This window comes from Flavobacterium sedimenticola (assembly GCF_030053345.1).
GTDB classification, from domain to species: domain Bacteria; phylum Bacteroidota; class Bacteroidia; order Flavobacteriales; family Flavobacteriaceae; genus Flavobacterium; species Flavobacterium sedimenticola.
Genome location: NZ_JASGBP010000009.1, coordinates 55,646 through 70,939, shown reverse-complemented (window position 1 = coordinate 70,939; position 15,294 = coordinate 55,646). Strand labels below are relative to the sequence as shown.

General features: G+C 41.1%; 14 protein-coding genes. 7 read left to right on the top strand and 7 right to left on the bottom strand.

Annotation, left to right across the window (positions count from 1 at the left end):
- Positions 1–35 precede the first annotated feature (35 nt).
- The 5 genes from QHT84_RS12165 (at position 36) to QHT84_RS12145 (ending at position 5,495) form a co-directional block, all read left to right on the top strand.
- Positions 36–2,450, top strand: coding sequence for a heavy metal translocating P-type ATPase (locus QHT84_RS12165; RefSeq protein WP_283239836.1), 2,415 nt, complete (start codon positions 36–38; stop codon positions 2,448–2,450).
- 95 nt (positions 2,451–2,545) lie between these two features.
- Entirely contained in the window at positions 2,546–2,758 is a 213-nt protein-coding gene (locus QHT84_RS12160) for a heavy-metal-associated domain-containing protein (RefSeq protein ID WP_283239835.1), read from the top strand.
- A 24-nt stretch (positions 2,759–2,782) separates the two neighbouring features.
- Positions 2,783–4,027, top strand: a complete 1,245-nt coding sequence (locus QHT84_RS12155) for a hypothetical protein (protein ID WP_283239834.1) — start codon at positions 2,783–2,785, stop codon at positions 4,025–4,027.
- A gap of 12 nt (positions 4,028–4,039) precedes the next feature.
- A complete protein-coding gene (locus QHT84_RS12150) occupies positions 4,040–4,435 on the top strand; it encodes a DoxX family protein (RefSeq protein ID WP_283239833.1) in 396 nt (131 codons plus the stop codon).
- 58 nt (positions 4,436–4,493) lie between these two features.
- Positions 4,494–5,495 (top strand): zinc-dependent alcohol dehydrogenase family protein, encoded by a 1,002-nt coding sequence (locus tag QHT84_RS12145; RefSeq protein WP_321169620.1) that lies wholly within the window; start codon positions 4,494–4,496, stop codon positions 5,493–5,495.
- A gap of 81 nt (positions 5,496–5,576) precedes the next feature.
- Here the strand turns inward: QHT84_RS12145 and QHT84_RS12140 are convergent, their stop codons facing one another.
- The 7 genes from QHT84_RS12140 to QHT84_RS12110 all read right to left on the bottom strand — a co-directional run bounded on the left by QHT84_RS12140 (position 5,577) and on the right by QHT84_RS12110 (position 13,316).
- Positions 5,577–6,608: a T9SS type A sorting domain-containing protein gene (locus QHT84_RS12140; RefSeq protein WP_283239832.1), complete on the bottom strand. Its 1,032-nt coding sequence runs from the start codon at positions 6,606–6,608 to the stop codon at positions 5,577–5,579.
- A gap of 150 nt (positions 6,609–6,758) precedes the next feature.
- Positions 6,759–7,268 carry a GNAT family N-acetyltransferase gene (locus QHT84_RS12135; protein ID WP_283239831.1) on the bottom strand — a complete coding sequence of 170 codons (510 nt, stop codon included), beginning with the start codon at positions 7,266–7,268 and terminating at the stop codon, positions 6,759–6,761.
- A gap of 11 nt (positions 7,269–7,279) precedes the next feature.
- Entirely contained in the window at positions 7,280–7,735 is a 456-nt protein-coding gene (locus QHT84_RS12130; protein ID WP_283239830.1) for a hypothetical protein, read from the bottom strand.
- Between the two features lie 3 nt (positions 7,736–7,738).
- Positions 7,739–8,554 (bottom strand): DUF4249 domain-containing protein, encoded by an 816-nt coding sequence (locus QHT84_RS12125; protein WP_283239829.1) that lies wholly within the window; start codon positions 8,552–8,554, stop codon positions 7,739–7,741.
- 2 nt (positions 8,555–8,556) lie between these two features.
- Positions 8,557–10,929, bottom strand: a complete 2,373-nt coding sequence (locus QHT84_RS12120) for a TonB-dependent receptor (protein ID WP_283239828.1) — start codon at positions 10,927–10,929, stop codon at positions 8,557–8,559.
- 76 nt (positions 10,930–11,005) lie between these two features.
- On the bottom strand, positions 11,006–11,872 hold the full coding sequence (locus QHT84_RS12115) for an alpha/beta fold hydrolase (protein ID WP_283239827.1): 867 nt from the start codon (positions 11,870–11,872) through the stop codon (positions 11,006–11,008).
- Positions 11,873–11,888: 16 nt separating this feature from the next.
- Positions 11,889–13,316: an alpha/beta fold hydrolase gene (locus QHT84_RS12110; RefSeq protein WP_283239826.1), complete on the bottom strand. Its 1,428-nt coding sequence runs from the start codon at positions 13,314–13,316 to the stop codon at positions 11,889–11,891.
- A gap of 220 nt (positions 13,317–13,536) precedes the next feature.
- Here QHT84_RS12110 and QHT84_RS12105 point away from each other — a divergent pair, with 220 nt between their 5' ends.
- Entirely contained in the window at positions 13,537–14,571 is a 1,035-nt protein-coding gene (locus tag QHT84_RS12105; protein WP_283239825.1) for a sensor histidine kinase, read from the top strand.
- A gap of 3 nt (positions 14,572–14,574) precedes the next feature.
- Positions 14,575–15,291, top strand: a complete 717-nt coding sequence (locus QHT84_RS12100; protein ID WP_283239824.1) for a LytR/AlgR family response regulator transcription factor — start codon at positions 14,575–14,577, stop codon at positions 15,289–15,291.
- Positions 15,292–15,294 lie beyond the last annotated feature (3 nt).

The window sequence follows — 15,294 nt, the reverse complement described above, 5'->3', positions numbered from 1 at the left end:
TATAATAGAACTTTGTCCTATCAAAAATTAGAAATATGGAAACTACAGTAAAAACAATTAAAGTAGGGTTAGAAAATGTTCACAGTGAACATTGCGCACTAATTGTCGACAACGCCATTGACAAATTGGAGGGTGTTGTCGGTCATCAGGTAGAGTTAAACAATAGTTTAGCCAAAATTGAACTGGACGAATCAAAATTTAAGTATGCGGTTTTAGTCTCCACTATTAAAGACTTGGGATACCAAGTCACTACTTTAAAGAAAAACTACCCCATTACAGGAATGACCTGTGCTTCTTGTGCAGTAAGTGTAGAAAGCATTTTAAGTTTTGAACCCGGTGTAATCAAAGCTGAGGTTAATTATGCCAATAGTACGGCAAGTATCGAATTTTTGCCGGGGGTGGCAAAGCCGGAAAACTTTAAGAAAGCCATACAAAGTATAGGCTACGACATACTAATTGATAAAAATCTTGATACCCAACAAGAAGTTGAAAACCAAAAAAACAATCATTACCAAAAATTAAGAAAACGCACTTGGGGCGCTACCCTCTTTACGCTTCCGGTTTTTATAATAGGAATGTTTTTTATGGATATGCCTTACGCCAATGAAATAATGTGGGCTTTCTCAACCCCGGTATTGTTATTTTATGGAAGAAGCTTTTTTATCAATGCTTGGAAACAAACAAAGCACAAAACGGCAAACATGGACACCTTGGTGGCTTTGAGCACAGGTATTGCTTATGTGTTTAGTGTTTTTAACACCCTGCTTCCCGAGTTTTGGCATAACAGAGGGCTACACGCACATGTTTATTTTGAAGCTGCTGCGGTGGTAATCACATTTATTCTTCTTGGAAAACTTTTAGAGGAAAAAGCCAAAGGCAATACGGCAACTGCCCTCAAAAAATTAATAGGATTACAACCCAAAACAGTAACTAAAATTAATGCGGACAAAAGCCAATCAGAAGTTGCTATTGATACAATCATAACAGGTGATTTATTACTGGCAAAACCCGGTGAAAAAATAGCCGTTGATGGCAAAGTAATTGCCGGTAATTCTTATGTAGATGAAAGCATGATTTCAGGGGAGCCTGTACCTGTTTTAAAAAGTGAAGGTGAAATGGTTTATGCCGGCACCATCAATCAAAAAGGGTCTTTGCATTACACCGCAGTAAAAATTGGAAGTGATACATTGTTAGCACAAATCATAAACATGGTTCAAAACGCTCAAGGGAGCAAGGCACCGGTACAAAAACTAGTAGATAAAGTGGCCGGATTTTTTGTACCCGTGGTTATTGGCTTTGCTCTTTTAACATTTTTGGCGTGGATTGTATTAGGAGGTGAAAACGGCATCACACAAGGACTATTAGCGATGGTTACCGTTTTAGTTATTGCTTGTCCATGTGCTTTAGGATTAGCGACACCAACAGCCATTATGGTAGGCGTGGGAAAAGCTGCCGAAAATGGAATATTAATAAAGGATGCTGAAAGCTTGGAGTTGGCAAAGAAAATCGATCTTGTCATTTTAGATAAAACAGGAACCATCACCGAAGGCAAACCATCACTGGTAAATCAATATTGGGAACAAGAAACACCAATTCTAAAAGATATATTATTCAGTATAGAATCGCATTCGCAACACCCATTAGCCAACGCTATCGTTAAAGGGTTTTCACAAGGTAAAATGCAAGTCGTTTCAGATTTTCATGAAATAACAGGTTTGGGGGTTAAAGCAGTGGTAAATGAGCATACGTATTTCATTGGAAATAAAAAGTTGATGAGGATGAATAGCCTTGACTTTTCGGAAGCTATAGAAAAATTTACCGCCCAAGAGGAAACTAAATCCCATACAATTATCTATTTCGCAAATGAAAATCAAGTAATTGCGGCTTTAGCTGTAGCAGACAAAATCAAAGCCTCATCCGTAGAAGCCATTGCCCAATTACAAGCTATGGGCATAGAAACCATAATGCTAACGGGGGATCATGAAAACACTGCTGTTACCGTTGCTAAAGCGGTAGGAATTAAGCACTTCCTTTCGGGTGTCATGCCCGAAGAAAAACTAAATGTAGTGAAGGCCTGGCAAGAAAAAGGCAAAATCGTTGCCATGGTGGGTGACGGTATCAACGATAGTGCCGCCTTAGCTCAAGCCAATGTAAGTATTGCCATGGGCAAAGGTTCTGATATTGCTATGGATGTAGCCCACATGACCATAATTAACTCGGATTTGACTAAAGTTTCGCAAGCCATCATGGTATCAAAGCAAACTGTAAAAACAATACACCAAAACTTATTTTGGGCTTTTATTTATAACATCATCGGTATCCCTATAGCTGCCGGGATACTCTATCCTATTAATGGCTTCTTACTCAATCCTATGATAGCAGGGGCTGCTATGGCACTAAGTTCAGTAAGTGTGGTGGCAAACAGCTTGTGGTTAAAATTGAAAAAGTAATCTGTAAAAGTTACAAATCACAAAAGAAGTATCACAATAAAAACACGACAGACCTGTCAGAACTTTGTACCAGTAATAATTAAAAAATAAACACAATGAAAACAAAGCAATTTAAAACCAACATTAATTGTATGGGATGTGTAACTAAAATAACTCCTATATTAAATGAAGTAATCGGTGAAAATCAATGGGAAGTTAATATCCGTCATAAAGACAAGATTTTAACAGTTCCAACAACAAACCTAAACACAGAAAAATTAGTAAACGACCTAAAAAGTTCCGGTTTCAAAGTAGAAAGCTTAAATTAAAAGTATAATCTAAATAGAAGCAATATGAAAACTAAAACTATTGTAAAGACCATATTGATACTATTATTGAGTAGCAGAAGTCTTGCTCAAATAGATCTTAATTTCCCGGTAATCAAAGCGCCAGACTCCACTGCATTACGAAATAATGATAATCCGATAATTAAAACGAGTTTGAATGGTATCATCACGGCTTCCGGTTTTTATCAAGACGGCACTTTTGGTATGGGTGATGGTGCCATAACCATGTGGGCCAATCCAATCCAGCCCAAAGAAAAACAAAACCAATTTGGCGGTGATTTGAGAAAAACATGGATTATTTTAAAAGCAACCGCATTTAATTTACCGGATAACTGGACCGCAACCGGTAGAGTTGAACTGGATTTTTTAGGTGGGATGGCTGGTCAAGGCGGATTTGCGGACGAAAATCCTACCCCGCGTCTAAGAATCGGATATGTTGAACTATATAAAAACAGTACACGAATTCGTATTGGACAAGCTTGGACTCCTATGGTTGCCAATTTTCCTGTTTCAGTTACTCATTTTGCTATGGGCTATGGCGCCGCGGGCGGCATTGGCTTTAGAAATCCGGGACTCTTTCTTTATCAAAACCTAAACAGAAAAAATGCCAATACAAAATGGCGTTTAGATGCCGCAGTCTTTAGAGGCAGTTGGACGGGTGGTGCCGGGGAACCTGGCGGTAGAGATGCAGGTGAAATTGGAATACCACAATCAGAGGTTGGTCTTTTTCTGGAGAATAATACTAAAAAAATCAAATGGGAAATCAACGCTGTAGCACATTATGATGAAAAAGAAATTTATAATGTAGCTACCGAAACATACAGTACCTTAAGAGGAAGAGCCGTTCAAATTGGAACCAAAGTAACTTATGAAAAGTTTTCGCTTCAAGCCAATAGCTATTGGGGACAAGCCATAGCACAATCTTGGGGTAATCTGTTGCAATTCGGAGATATTCAAGGCAATGGGGCTTGGGGTCAAATCGGTTACAAATTCAACAAAAGATTAAGTACCTGGTTTATGTATGGGTATGATAATCCTAATGACAGGGATGTTGTTGAAGCAATTCAAGGCAATTCAAGGCTCAAAAACCAAATTTATGTCCCCATGATTAAATATGACTTAGGACCATTAAGTCTGGCTTTGGAATGGTTTAGAGCAGAAACCAAATGGAATGTTGTCTCAAATGGAATGACTACTATTAAAAATACCAGCGCTAATCAGTTGGCGTTAGGAGCAAATTTTATCTTTTAAATATAAATCACTATGAAAAATTCAAAAACAAACACCATTTTTACAGTGGCACGTGCACTAATGGGAATCACTTTCTTAATTGCCGGATTACATAAAATAATGGCCTGGGAAGGTCCTGCAGCATGGATGGCTTCAAAAGGAATACCTATGGTAACAATTTTATTAGGAATGGCAACCTTTATAGAAATTGTAGGTGCATTATTATTATTAGTTAACCAAAAAGTAAAATGGACCTCCTTGATACTTGCAATATTCCTTTTGGTGGTCACCGTTTCCATGCATACTTTTTGGAATATGGATGGTATGATGTTTCAAGCCGCCTTCCTTGATTTTATTCAAAACATAGCGATAATTGGTGGATTATTAGGATTAGCAGTGGCTGACCAAAAAATCACAAAAAGCAACTAAAATTAAGGCTGTATCAGAGATGCAGCCTTTTGTTTTTTTACTAAATAATTAAATTAATATGTCAAACAATCAAAACAGCATGAATGCTTTACAGTTTTCAGAAACCGGTACACCCGATACTGTTTTACAACTAACCAAAATCAGCATTCCTGAACCCGGACCCAACGAAATCAGGATAAAAGTTAGGGCAAGTCCAATCAATCCGGCCGACCTATTATTCATTCAAGGAACATACCGTCAAAAACCAGTTTTTCCGCAAACAGCAGGCTTGGAAGGTACCGGTATTATAGATAAAGTAGGTCCTGGTGTAGCACGCGCCAAAGGGCAATTAGTGGCTTTCCGACACAAAGGTGCTTGGGCAGAATATGTTATTTTACCACTTGACAAAATTATTGAATTACCGGGGGATTTCCCTCTTGAAAAAGCCTGTCAAATGGCGTTAAACCCCATTACTGCCTACGCGCTTTTAAAAGAAACAAAACTGAAGCGAAATGATTGGTTAGTCGTAACAGCCGGAAACTCAGCTATTGCTCAAATAATAGTTCAATTAGCTCAATTAAAAAAGATAAACACCATTTTGGTAGTTAGAAGTTGGAGTCAAAATGATGACGAATATCTAAAAAAATTAGGCGCTAAAGCTGTTTTAGAGAGCAACTCTAAAGACTTAGCAGACAGAATAGTAAAACTCACCAATGCAGAAGGAATTAATTCCATTGTGGATGCTGTAGGCGGTGATATCACAAATATATTATTAAATACCCTAAAACCAGGAGGGATGATGATAACTTATGGCTTATTAAGTAATGAGAAAGTGTCCTTTCACAATTCGGAAATTATTTTTAAAAACATAACCATCAAAGGATTTGGAGTAGACTACTGGCTAAATACTTTAACAACAAAGGAGTTGTTAAAAATGCATTCTTTTTTAACAACAACCATAGGGAAACCCAATTTTATAATGCCGGCTGTAAAAAAATATAATGCAAAAAAAATCCAATCCGCCTTACAAGACTATAAAACGCACAGGAATGGAAAAATTGTTTTGACACAATTCCAATAAAAGTATTATTGCATGTAATCAACTAACTTTGGCTTGTAAACAAAAACTGCCCCTCGCGGGGCAGCTCCTTTCAAAACCTAACTAACGCTTTACTAACGTAACCGTCCGGGATCTATTATCGGTCGAAAGATAATATACGCCGGCCGGTAGGCTACTAAGGTCAACCGTAACTGTTGTGTTGTTTATCGGTAAAGTTTTGATTGTTTGTCCCAATGTATTGTGTACCGTTACCGTGGTGCCCACCAAATCGGCGGTTACCTCCAAAGTCGCTACATCATATACCGGATTCGGATACAATGCCAAAGAAGGAACGGTAGCAGTGTCGGGGGTGCCCAATGCAATATTGCAATTGGTTTCGGGCGCCTCCGGCCAAGTGTCCCAAACATGAAATTCGGAACGATTAAACAAAGAGGCACTACAATTTTGATCAACCGCATAAATCCACTGAATCATATTGTCGCAACCATCACCGCAATCCGACCATTCGTGAATAAAAGAAAGGTAAGACTGATTGCCGTCTTGGTAAAAAAACAACCGTCCGGCTCCTCCGTAGGTAATATTTTGCTCAGCGGTCAAAACACCTTCTTGCGCCTTAAACCAATTAACAACGCCTCGGGCATTAACCACGATTGGGGACGCTATGGTAACATAGTGTCTTCCGTAAGACGACTCATACGGCAATTCGACATGATCAATAACCGTAAAATTATGAGCACTCATAAAATTGTCAATAGTAGGATTCCCGGTAATTTGCAATTCATTCATCCAAGCGTGGGTCCAGGTTTGGGTACTGTCTATAAAAACAATAAATTGTTTTAACTCGGGAATTTCGCGTACGTCATGCACACAGTACTTGTTAAAAACAGAATCGGTCTCCGCCGTATTCAATTCCATAACGGCAGATAGTTTTGACGCAATAAAATCAAAATGCTGCTGCGGAATTTGGATGGCGGTAGTATCCTGCTGCGTTTGCCACATATACTCATGAGCCAGCGACCGAATGTCTTCGGTATAGTACTGCAACGCCAAAGGATTGGTACTGCAGTTGTTGGTTTGCGCGGTTAAGGTATGTACTACCAAACAGCAAAGACTTAGGGTAATTTTTTTAAACATAAAATAAATAAATTAATTAATAAACTCTACTCTCTTGGCTTTTCGATTACGCCCCGTTTAGATGGTTCGGCTCCATATACTATACAGATTTTTTTTTTTACCAATCATTATGTTCCCCCGGACCTGTTCCCACCCAACACCGTCCTAAGGTCATTCCGGGGACTTTAGGGGTAGCATCATTCCCACAGACCGCCACGTTTCGCCTTCAAAATCAACCCTTTTAAAAACGTTGGGCTGCATCACAAAACCCAGCTTGGTGTAGCAGGTCATAGCGGCTTTATTGTGCTCAAAAACATTTAGCACCACCCTCTTAGCATTGCATTGGGTACAGGCAAATTGCAATAGGCTTTGCAGCAGTGCTGTTCCGTTGCCCATGCCCCGGTACCGGGCTGCTATAAAAACACGGGCCACCTTCACGGTACTCTGGTCAAGGAAATAGCATTCGGCATAGCCAACCTTCTCCCCGGTATGAGAATCGACCGCCATAAAGGGATGCCGCCGGGTATCGCTCACATTCAAATCGAGTTGGGCTGCGGTAAGCGGATACGTAAAATGAGGACCCGCAAACTCCAGCAACACACGCGGGCTGTCAATCCAGGAAATCAAAACCGCATAATCGGCTTTCAAAAAAGGGTGTAAAACTATAGCAGCGGTACGCATGATTTGGTGTATTACTTTTTGTCTCGTATCCCCTTACTAAGGGTTAGTATTTGGGATGTGGTCACATTTTTAAAAACACCCCGCAAGAAGTCTTCTTGCTCCTTTGTACTGTAGAGCGCATCGGTAACCTGATACACCAACAAGGCATTCGCTTGCGCAAAGCGCCACACCAACTCCAAAATACGGTCTTCGGCCACGCCTACAATTACCATACGCGAAAAATGGTGTGCTGTTCTTTTTTGCTGTATCAAGTGTTCAAGGCTTTTCTCGGCTATGTTGGGCCTTAAAGGGGTTTGATTCTCTAAGAGGGTGCCCCCCATAGGGGGTTCCGGTTCTTTGTGAAGGCGAACTATAGTGTACCCATGCTGTTGCCACAAACGCGTTAAAATGCCTATATTCTCTTTAATAGGGTCTTGAATTTCCTGTAATTCAATAACAACCAGGGCAATATTTTCATTAACATCCATAACCTATTCTACCGTATGCGTAATGGTGGCGGTTTGCGAGAGACTAAAATAGCCCAAAGGGTAATTTTGTGCTTGGGTCACATTCAGCATATTCCCTTTGACCACCCCGGGTATTGGTTGAAACGGATTAGCTCCCGCGGCATTCAGTAGTTTAACCAGGTATTCATGATGCCGTTTTGATATGCCATATAGCGTAAAGGTCACGGCATCGGCCGGTGCTAAATCGGCATCACCAAAGGCATCAAAAACTTGATTGCCCTCAAAAAAAGTATCCGTAAAACTCGAATATTCGGGTATCACTTGGGTCGGAGCTACTTTTTTAGATAGGTAATAGTTGTCCTCGGCCAAAGGATCGGTAAAAAAAGCCTTCACCGTCACCTCATCACCGTTTATCCCGCCATCGTTGGTTTGCGAGGTCGAATCAAAATCGACTACCGGGTACAAAATTTCTTCACCTTGGTATACTGCTCCGTTGTACTGTACCTCCAGGAAATACTTTCGATGGAGCACCGGTACAAAGTTGTGACACACATAGGTGCCCGGTGTACCCTCTTGTAAAAAGGCATAACTGCCCCCCTGTTCGTCGGTTACTAATACGGTCGCATTGGTTACTTTAGGGACACTCGGCTCATAGTATGAGGCTGTCAAACTTAATTGAATGGACTGTTCATTGCCTGCGGTCCCTTTGGCCCATACCAAGGGGGCATTGATAACTAAGCGTGGTTTGGAAGCTTCCAAATCAACAATAACCTCTTTTTCACAACTGTAAAAACCACAACACAGCAGGAGCACAACTGTTTTTAAAACAAACTTTTTCATGATTAAAATTTAAAATTATAGGTCACCGAAGGGACCATTCCGAAAATGGACAACTGTATCGATTCATTAACACCGGTATCCGCATTTTGACGGAAATTGATGGAGTTGGCATTCATTTGATTGTACACATTGTATATACTAAACACCCATTCACTGGTAAAGCGCTTTTTACTATCGGGTTTTGGGGTGTAGGTAGCGGCCAAATCCAATCGGTGGTAGTGAGGCAATCGAGCGGCGTTACGGGCCTCATAACTCGGTACATTGATGCCGAGGTATTCGTAATAGCCATTGGGCTGGGTAGTAGCCCTTCCGGTTTGAAAGGTAAAATTAGAACCCAACGACCAGCGGCGGGATAGCTCATAGTTAGCCGTTACCGCCAAATTATGGGTTCGGTCGTGATTGGCATTGTACCATTTTCCATTATTAATACCGGGCTCCAAAGGGGTTCTTCCGGGCGTTCGCTGCTCGGCCTTGGATAACGTATACGAAAGCCAACCGGTTAATTTTCCGGTATTTTTACGCCCTAAAAATTCCACCCCGTAGGCACGCTCCTCGCCGTTGAGGAGCACCTGTTCAATGGCTTCATTGGCAATCAAATCGGCCCCGTCAATATAATTCATTCTATTTTTAACCTGCTTAAAATAGGCCTCCACCTCTACACTGTAGCGCTCCTCCTTGAGGGTAGTATAATACCCCAGTGTAAACTGGTCGGCCAACTGAGGCTTGATAAAGCGGTCGCTTGGTGTCCAAATATCCAAAGGTGTTGGGGTAAGCGTATTGGAAAGCAAATGAACGTACTGCGCCATACGGTTATACCCCAATTTAACGGCCTGTTCGCCCCACGTATAGCTCAAAGCAGCACGGGGTTCCCAGTTAAAAAAGTCGATAATTTTTTCATGGCGGCCATAGATTTTGGTCCCAATGGGGGTGGCTTTATAATAAATGTCATAAACCGCATCATACAACACGGCCAGGTTATCCTGGTACGTATTTACGGTTTGCTTTCCAAAACGCTGAAAGTAACTAAGCCTAAAGCCATAGTGTAATTGCAAACGATTGGTTAACTTTTGTTCTGTGTCAAAATAAGCCGCAACCTCTGTCGCATTTTTCTTTTGCAATTGCTTGTAATTTACCCCCGAATCCTCTGTGGTAGGCTTAATCTCACCGGGGTCAAACCGGTAGTTTATTTTATTTATTCCGAAATTGAATTTGAATTGCTCGGTAGCATAGTATTTAAAATCGTACTTCACATTCAGGTTCGATATTCCCGATTGCCACGCAAAGGCCGCCATCGGAATTTCCAGGCCGTAGTAGTAATCGCTGTAATTAACCGATAGGTTCGAAAACAATCGGTCGGAAAACAAATGATTCCAACGCAAATTCAATAAGGCATTCCCATACGTATTTTTAAAATCATCCCCGATGGCAAAATAGTCTCTGCCGAAATAACCCGATGCATACAACGTATTGGCTTCATTAAAACGATGGCTTACTTTTGTATTCAAATCGTAGAAATAGGCACTGTTTTTAGTATCGGACATGTTCATAAAGAGATGGGCATACGAGGCCCGACCTCCTAATAAAAAACTCGATTTACCTCTTACAATCGGCCCCTCTGCCAAAAGGCGGCTCGAGATGACCCCTATCCCACCGTTTAGGTGAAAAGACTCGGCATTCCCTTCCTTTTGATAAATATCCATCACCGATGATACCCTACCGCCAAATCGGGCCGGTATGGCGCCTTTGTATAGTTTAATATCTTTTACGGCATCGTTATTGAGCACCGAGAAAAAGCCGAATAAATGCGACGAATTATAAAGGGTAGCTTCATCCAACAACACCAAATTTTGATCTACAGATCCACCTCTGACGTGAAACCCCGAGCTTCCTTCGCCCGAATTGGTGATCCCCGGTAATTGCAAAATGGCTTTTAAAACATCCACCTCTCCAAACACCACAGGCGTTTTCTTTATAGTGGCTGCATCCATTTTAGCAATACTCATCTCCGGTCTTTTAAGTTGGGTGGCCAACCGATGGTTTTGAATGACTACCTCTTGCAAAACCTCTTCTGCTCTGGCTAATTCAATCGTCTGTACCACATCCCGATTCAAATTCACTTCAAAATGCAGGGTTTGATAGCCCACATAAGAAACCGTTACCGGATAGCTTCCCGGAGGTACGGATATGGAAAAGAAACCATATTCATTGGTATTAACCGCATACCCATTTCCCAAATCAATCGTAGCAAACAAAAGGGTTTCCTTCGATTGGCTGTCTTTTAAAGTACCACTAAAGGTTCTTTTTTCTTGTCCCGCTACGCTGTTTATATAAAATAAAGCCAACAGCATACACAGCATTGTTATTATATCTCGCATTTGTTTTTGTTTTAAAAACCATCACCGGGATGACACTTTACAAAGTGCCCTCCCTGTATGGCCCATCATGAAAAAATTATTGATTGTTGAGTACCCAGTGAATCGCATCGACTACCAGTTGGGGAGCCTCTTTTTGAATAAAGTGACCCGAATTATACGTTAATGTATGCTTTTGAGCACCGGTACATAACTCATTGAGCAAAGCATCCCGCAGTTGTTTGGCGGTAGCAATAGAGGCTTCAGACGCTCCATCGGTAACTTTCATACTACTGATAATTTGAACCGGTACAGCGGTGCTGTTGGTTAAGGCGCGGGCCTGTGTGTAGCACTCCTCAATGGCTTTGTATTCTTCTTTAACACCTCCTTCAGGCAATGAGGCCAACAGTTGGTTAAACTCTTGTTGCATGGCGTCTCTTGCCGGCTGTTGGTATTCCGGCGGTAATTGACCTATTAAGGTGTCTGTAAGGTCCTCCGGAGTCGGGTCTATCAAAACCAAACCACTCACTTTCTCCGGATATAGGGCTAAAAACGTTCGGGCATGCAATCCGCCGATAGAGTGTGCCACCAATATAAAAGGGGCTGTAATGTGCTTTTGAACCAGTAAGGCATTCAGCTCTCGGGCGATGGTTTCACTGTCTTTGGGCTTGTTTTGCCACGCAGAACGTCCTAATCCCTCACGGTCATAATTAATTACCGTACAAAAGCGCCCCAAACGTTGCTCTATGCTTTTAAAATCGTCGGTACTGCCGCCAATGCCTGTTATCAAAACCACTTGGGGCGTTGCGGTGCCAATGGTTCTGGTGTAAAGCTCATAATCCTGTACGGTGACCCATTCCTCCTGTACCGGCACTGTATTTTCGTCTTCGTTATGGCAAGCTGCTGCGCCTAATAGTAGTACACCCCATAACAGGCGTTGTCCTACGGCTACAATTGTCTTCTTCATCTGCTGTTCAATGTTGTTAATTAATATTTCTTATCCAGGTAATCATATCTGAAACTACGGCTTCATCTATGGTAATTTCAATGTCTTTATACTCTTCAGGCAAACCGGTATCCGCCGGTTGAAACAGGTGATTCAAACCGTCATACAAAATGGTTTTATGCTTGCTGTTGGAGCGCGCCGAGAGTACCTTTTCAATTATTTTTAAATTATCGGGAACCACTTGGGTATCCAGGTTGCCGTTGAGTGCCAACACCGGTATCGTGGTTTTGGCCAGGTCAACCGTACAGTCGTAAAACAAATCGATTTTCCAATTGGGTGTAAAAAAATGGTTGAATCCTTTGGTGGTGAGGGGCGACTCTAATTCGAGTATTTGCAATTCTTCTTTGGTTAACAAGGCGGCCTTAGGGTTTAATTTTTCCAACCCTTCTGTGAACTGCAGTTTGGCACTCACCAAATCGTCGTTGTTTTGAAGCGATTGAAACAGCAATTCCAACAAAGCTGTATTCAAATCTAAAGCAGCGGTACTCACTTTATTTTTATAAATCAGTTTGGTTTGTTCCAAAATGACTTCGGATAAGGGTTGCGCCCCGCCGGCCATCATTACAATAAAGTGTACTTTACGGTTTTTAGCGGCCACTACAGCGGCCAATTCGGCTCCCAAACTGTGTCCTATTAATCCAATCTTTTGGGCATTAATACCCGGATAAGCCGATAGGAAATCAACTGCTGCCGAAGCATCATCGGCCAAATCTAAAACAGAAGCTGAGGCAAAACTACCGCCCGATGCTCCTACGCCTCTGTCATCAACCCGCAATACGCCGATGCCGGCTTTAGTGAGAAAATCGGCCAAGACTAAAAAATTCTTATGTCCGAAAATGGAATGGTCTCTGTCATTAGGCCCCGATCCGGTTAATAATACTACTGTTGGAAAATCATTTTTGCCTTTAGGCAGGGTTAACGTTCCGGCCAACGTAATACCGGCTTTTGCATTTTCAAAACGAACCTCTTTTTCAAAGTAGGCAGGAATGCCTGTAGGTTCTTGGGGTCTGTATGGTTTTGCAAAAGGAAAGCGATTAACTTTATTGAAATTCAGCGTCCAGGGCGTATTGCTGCCTTGCTTTAATTCGCCTTTGATAAGGGTATCCTTAACAAAAACACCATGGTACGCTGCCATCAAAGAAGGAATGGTAAACCTGATTTCTTGATTGATGATGGAAACCTGGCTGACTTTAATATCAAAACTACTTTGCGTAACGCTGTGAAACTTAGCGGTAACGGGGGTCCCCGAAGCCGTATACTCTAACGCAACATCCAATTGCACCGCTTCGGATAATACCAATTTTCCTACCCAAAAATAAGCTCCTTTGGAATGAGCTGTCAAGTGTTGACTCATCAACAGCACGAGATAAACCAGGGCTTGTGTCATCCAATATGAAATTTTCATAATTTTATATTTAGAATTATGCTGCAATAGTATTTCAGGAAATCAAGCCCTTAAAATCATTTATACTAACGCTTTAAAAAAAATGATTAACCGCTGTAAAAAGAATTTAAAATGCAATTGGCATAAAAAAAGGAACGTTGGTCAATAAAATCATATAGTTCGTCATTCTTTTTTTTAAGCGTTCAAAACGCCCATTACTTTTAACCCAAAATAGTAAGCCTTGAAAAAAAACACATACCTCAATAGCTTCCTTCACCTCTCTGTCTGGATAGCGCTGCATCTCTTTTTTGTGACCAATGTGAAGACGGTAGGTGTTATTAAACAAACGCATGCGCATTTTCAATTGGCAATCTTTATCAGCAGCCTATGTAACGCCGGTCTCTTCTACACTATTTCACTTTACTTGTTGCCCAAAATGACTTTGGGGTATTCCATTCGCAAAACCGTTTGGCTTAGTGTCCTTCTGTGGGTGTTGTTCTCCTTAGTAGAAACAATAATCGATTTCTCTTTTTTTGTTAACTTTTATTCTACACACGACCAAGATTACGCCGGTCAATTATTCAGTAATTCTATAGTCAATCTTTTTGTGATTACCATGGGAGCTTCCTACGGTTTACTTCGCATTTGGAAAAAAAGTGAAAAGCAAAAGGAAGACCTCAACAGAGAAACCTTAAAAGCCGAGTTAGACTTCCTGAAAGCACAGGTTAATCCGCATTTTCTGTTCAATGTGTTAAACATGGCCTACTCGAGTGCCAATAAAAATAACGATACCGAAACCGCAGGTATCATAGAAGAGTTAGCCAACATGATGCGATACATGTTGTACGAAAGCAATGTGAATAAAATAGCGCTCGAAAAAGAGATCGAATACTTGCAGAGCTTTGTCAATCTTCAAAAAAAACGATTGTCTACAGAGGTGCTTCCTAACATTGCGTTTAGCATAGAGGGAGCTATTAAAAAACACCAAATAGCACCACTATTGTTGATTCCTTTTGTAGAAAACGCTTTCAAACACGGTATCCGGATGGGGAATGAAACCTTCATCATCATCAGGCTGGAAGTGACAGACCAGGCGTTGTGGTTTGAAGTAAAAAACAGCATCTCCAAAAACTCAAACGAATTAGAAACCCAATATGGCGGTGTGGGACTGGAAAATGTCAAAAAAAGACTCGAACTGCTCTACCCCAACCAATATGAACTGAGTATTACAGAGGAAGAAAAACAATTCAAAGTGATCTTAAAATTAAACATGTAAACTATGAAGTGTATTATTATTGATGACGAACCGTTGGCCTTAGATTTAATCAAATCGTATGTCGATAAAACCCCCATGTTGCAATTGGAAGCCACGTTTACCAATCCCTTCAAAGCGCTTTCGTTTTTGATTGATAATGAGGTCGATTTACTTTTCTTAGATATTAACATGCCGGAGCTATCCGGACTGCAATTGCTCAAATCGTTGTCTAAAAAACCTTTGGTCATTTTTACCACCGCCTACCCCGAATTTGGGGCCGAAAGTTATGAGTATGATGCCGTTGACTACTTACTGAAACCCATTAACTATGTGCGCTTTTTAAAATCGGTGACCAAGGCGTTGGATGTCTTCAAAAGTAAAAGTCCCGAGAACCTTTCAACAAGCACTTTAACCACATCCGAGCCCGCTAAAGAACATCACATTCTCATTAAGAGCAGTACCAAACTGCACAAAATTAACCTCGATGAAATACTCTACATCGAAGGCGCCGGCAACTATTGGTCATTTCAGCTCAAAGACAAAAAAATACTCTCGCTCTTTACCTACAATGAAATTGTGGGCTTAGTACCGCAAGACGAATTCATCAGAATCCACAAATCCTATATCGTACCCAAATCTAAAATAAGTGTCATCGAAAAACATCAGGTTACCATTAACGGCAAAACACTGCCTATAGGCCTAACATTTCGCGAGCATTTTTCAAAATTCATACACCAATAATTC

Coding starts and splice junctions, on each gene's coding strand:
- QHT84_RS12160 (WP_283239835.1), top strand. CDS start 2,546: ATGAAAACAAAGCAATTTAAAACCAACATTAATTGTATGGGATGTGTA.
- QHT84_RS12100 (WP_283239824.1), top strand. CDS start 14,575: ATGAAGTGTATTATTATTGATGACGAACCGTTGGCCTTAGATTTAATC.
- QHT84_RS12155 (WP_283239834.1), top strand. CDS start 2,783: ATGAAAACTAAAACTATTGTAAAGACCATATTGATACTATTATTGAGT.
- QHT84_RS12115 (WP_283239827.1), bottom strand. CDS start 11,872: ATGAAGAAGACAATTGTAGCCGTAGGACAACGCCTGTTATGGGGTGTA.
- QHT84_RS12165 (WP_283239836.1), top strand. CDS start 36: ATGGAAACTACAGTAAAAACAATTAAAGTAGGGTTAGAAAATGTTCAC.
- QHT84_RS12145 (WP_321169620.1), top strand. CDS start 4,494: ATGTCAAACAATCAAAACAGCATGAATGCTTTACAGTTTTCAGAAACC.
- QHT84_RS12130 (WP_283239830.1), bottom strand. CDS start 7,735: ATGGATGTTAATGAAAATATTGCCCTGGTTGTTATTGAATTACAGGAA.
- QHT84_RS12110 (WP_283239826.1), bottom strand. CDS start 13,316: ATGAAAATTTCATATTGGATGACACAAGCCCTGGTTTATCTCGTGCTG.
- QHT84_RS12140 (WP_283239832.1), bottom strand. CDS start 6,608: ATGTTTAAAAAAATTACCCTAAGTCTTTGCTGTTTGGTAGTACATACC.
- QHT84_RS12150 (WP_283239833.1), top strand. CDS start 4,040: ATGAAAAATTCAAAAACAAACACCATTTTTACAGTGGCACGTGCACTA.
- QHT84_RS12125 (WP_283239829.1), bottom strand. CDS start 8,554: ATGAAAAAGTTTGTTTTAAAAACAGTTGTGCTCCTGCTGTGTTGTGGT.
- QHT84_RS12120 (WP_283239828.1), bottom strand. CDS start 10,929: ATGCGAGATATAATAACAATGCTGTGTATGCTGTTGGCTTTATTTTAT.
- QHT84_RS12135 (WP_283239831.1), bottom strand. CDS start 7,268: ATGCGTACCGCTGCTATAGTTTTACACCCTTTTTTGAAAGCCGATTAT.